A 3,104-nucleotide genomic window follows, 5' to 3' on the forward strand; every position below is an offset into this window, starting at 1 on the left:
CGAGTTCAACGTGGGCTCCAACCCGCAGCTCGCGGAGGTGCTCTACAAGAAGCTGGAGCTGCCGGTCCTCAAGCGCGGCAAGACGGGGCCCTCCACGGACCAGGAGGTGCTGGAGAAGCTGGCGGAGATCCACCCGCTGCCGCGCGCCATCATCGAGTACCGCTCGCTGTCCAAGCTCAAGAGTACCTACCTGGACACGCTGCCGGACCTGGTGGCGAAGGACGGGCGCATCCACACCACCTACCACCAGGCGGCCACGGCCACCGGGCGACTGTCCTCGTCGGACCCCAACCTGCAGAACATCCCCATCCGCACCGAGCTGGGCATGGAGATCCGCCGGGCCTTCATCGCCGAGGAGGGCCACCAGCTCGTCTCCGCGGACTACAGCCAGGTCGAGCTGCGACTGCTGGCGCACATCGCCGAGGACCCGGTCCTCATCGACGCCTTCGCCCGGGACGAGGACATCCACAGCCGCACGGCGGCGGAGATCTTCGGCGTGGCGCAGGACCAGGTGACGCGGGATCAGCGCCGGGTGGCCAAGACGGTGAACTTCGGCATCGCCTATGGCCTGAGCCCGCACGGGCTGTCCACGCGCCTCAACATCCCGCAGGAGGAGGCGCGCGACATCATCGAGCGCTACTTCACGCGCTACGCCGGCATCAAGCGCTACCTGGACGAGACGGTGAGGGAGGCGCGCACGAAGGGGTACGTGGAGACGCTCTTCGGGCGGCGCCGGCCCATGGCGGACCTGAACGCGAAGAACCGCCAGGTGGTGCAGGCGGCCGAGCGCGCCGCCATCAACATGCCCATCCAGGGCACGGCGGCGGACCTCATGAAGAAGGCGATGCTGGCGGTGGAGGCGGAGCTGGAGAAGAAGCGCCTGCGCACGCGGATGCTGCTGCAGGTGCACGACGAGCTCCTCTTCGAGTCGCCCGACGCCGAGGTGGACACCGTGAAGGAGCTGTCGCGGCGGTGCATGTCCGCAGTGATGACGCTCAAGGTGCCCCTCAAGGTGGAAGTGGGGGCTGGAAAGACGTGGGCGGACGCGCACTGACGTATTTGGAAAGACGGATGTCTCCGCACGTTGTCCTCGCCCTTTGCATGCTGCTGTGGGTGCCGCTCTCGGTCCGAGCGGCTCCGCCGGCGGTCGAAGGGCACCTCCCGGTGCTGGAGCCCGTGACAGTGCGCGAGCATTTCAGCTCCACGCACGGTTACGGGTTCCATCTCACCTTCAAACCTCTCCAACCAGACCCGGCCCTGGTACGTTTCTCCGTGGAGGATGCGCGGGCATTCGTGGCGGCCATGGAGACGGCATTCCAGACGCCCGGGTTGCTGTCAGGGTCGCCTACCGCGAGCAGATTGCCGGCGTGTGTGGTCTCGGGGGTCACGGGCTGTGGCCCGCCAACGAGCACCCACCCCTCGGACCTGGAGAGGAGGTTGCACGCGGGCCATGAGGAGATCCTCGGCCCTTCCGCGCTACCGCTATCCTCGTCTCTGGCGAACAGCCGATGGTTCCAGGCATTCAAACTCTCGCCGCGCTACATGGACGAGGGGGTGCGCGAGGCCGCCATAGAACTGCTCGGCTCGCCTACGGTCGCGTATTCCATGGCCCTGTCCATGATGCTGTACATGGCGGCGTGGGCGGTCCCTGAACCTGTCTTTTCCAAGGCGTTGGCCGCGGCGGTCACCCTCGGGCTGTTGATGACCTACACCGCAACGGAACTCTACACGGTGGGGATGGCTTGCCTGAACCTGTACCGGGAGGCGGAGGCGGCGAGGACCGTGGAGCAGGTGGAGGCGGCGGCCAAGCGCTTCGGGAAGGCAATAGGAGGAGTGGGGCTGCGGGTACTGGTGACGGTGGCGGGGGCGAAGCTGGCCAAGGGGCTGCCAGAGGTGCCCAAGGGAGGATTGTGGGCGCGCTTTTCGCCTCCACGCTTTGCTTTCGTGGGTGGGGACGGTGCCCGGGGCGGCTTCACCGTGGGGGCGGGGACACGCGCGCAGGTGAGTGTGGCGGACGGTACGGTGGTGCTCATGGGCGTGTCTGCCAATACAACAGCCGCTGCGGTTACTTCGGCAGTCGCTTCCGCCCGGACCACGGGGGCTTGCCGGGATGCCTCGGACAAGGGTGATGCCAAGGGTCACCACCTCGCCACGAACAAGAATGACACATCAGATGTCAGCGGTGGTCCTTGGACCCCTCGCTTCAAGGACCTTTTCGACCGAGCGGGTATGAGCCTCGATGATCCAGCGAACATCGTTCATCTCATTGGCCACGTGGGCCCACACCCCAGGGAGTACCATGAAGAGGTATTCAGCCGGCTCAGGGGCGCGCTCGGGAACTGTCAAACCCATGTGGACTGTCAAAGCAGGCTAACAAAATCGCTTGAGAAGATTGCGGGTGAAATCTGCACTTCGGGCTCGAAGCTTCACAAGCTTGCCACGAGAACCCCATGAGCTCGCCTACCCACTATTTCGAATTGTGGGATGACATGGATGTTCCAGGTCGCTGGGTGTTACGCCAAAAAGACATCGACGAGCATGGGCGAAGAGTGGAACCTTGGTTGTTCGACAAAGGCACGATTCTTCACCTAGAGGGGAGGCCCGTACTCGGCATCTCTCATCCCGGTGTTCCGCTTGATTTCAGCCTGACCGAGTTGGCCACGCCCATCGTGACGGAGCGCGTCGTCTCTGTGTTCGAGCACCTGGAGCTAGGCAGAGAGGTTCAGTTCATTCCCGCTCAGGTGGAAGAGCATCCGGAGCCCTATTTCATTCTCAATGTCTTGCAGGTCATCCGGTGCATCGACGACACCCGGTGCGAGGAAGTCGGGTATTGGAAACCCGAAGACGGGATACCGGAACTGGTCGGCAAGTATGAGAAGGTCAGCGGCTTGAAGGTAGACCCGGCCAAGATGGGAGACGCCAACATCTGTCGTCCCTGGGGTTGGACGGGAGCCATCATCGTCACCGAGCGCGTCAAGCTGGCCATGGAGCGCGCGGGGATTACCGGCACCCGGTTCAGGGAAGCCTGAAGCGCGGAGGCTTGAAAAGACGTGGGCGGACGCGCACTGACGTACGCGTCCGCCCCCGGAAAACAACGCCGACCC

3 protein-coding genes are annotated in these 3,104 nt (G+C 64.5%); all 3 read left to right on the forward strand.

Going from position 1 to position 3,104, the window contains the following annotated elements; genetic code table 11:
• Positions 1-1,054, forward strand: a 1,054-nt coding sequence (locus VF697_RS26905; RefSeq protein WP_331099584.1) for a DNA polymerase, incomplete at its 5' end; no start/stop codon positions are given.
• Between the two features lie 47 nt (positions 1,055-1,101).
• The gene (locus tag VF697_RS26910) at positions 1,102-2,454 is read left to right on the forward strand and encodes an AHH domain-containing protein (RefSeq protein WP_331099585.1); all 1,353 of its coding nucleotides are present in this window, start codon (positions 1,102-1,104) and stop codon (positions 2,452-2,454) included.
• Positions 2,451-3,029 carry an imm11 family protein gene (locus VF697_RS26915; protein ID WP_331099586.1) on the forward strand — a complete coding sequence of 193 codons (579 nt, stop codon included), beginning with the start codon at positions 2,451-2,453 and terminating at the stop codon, positions 3,027-3,029. The genes VF697_RS26910 and VF697_RS26915 overlap by 4 nt, the downstream gene beginning before the upstream one ends.
• Positions 3,030-3,104 lie beyond the last annotated feature (75 nt).

The organism is Archangium sp. (assembly GCF_036388035.1).
Taxonomy (GTDB): domain Bacteria; phylum Myxococcota; class Myxococcia; order Myxococcales; family Myxococcaceae; genus Archangium.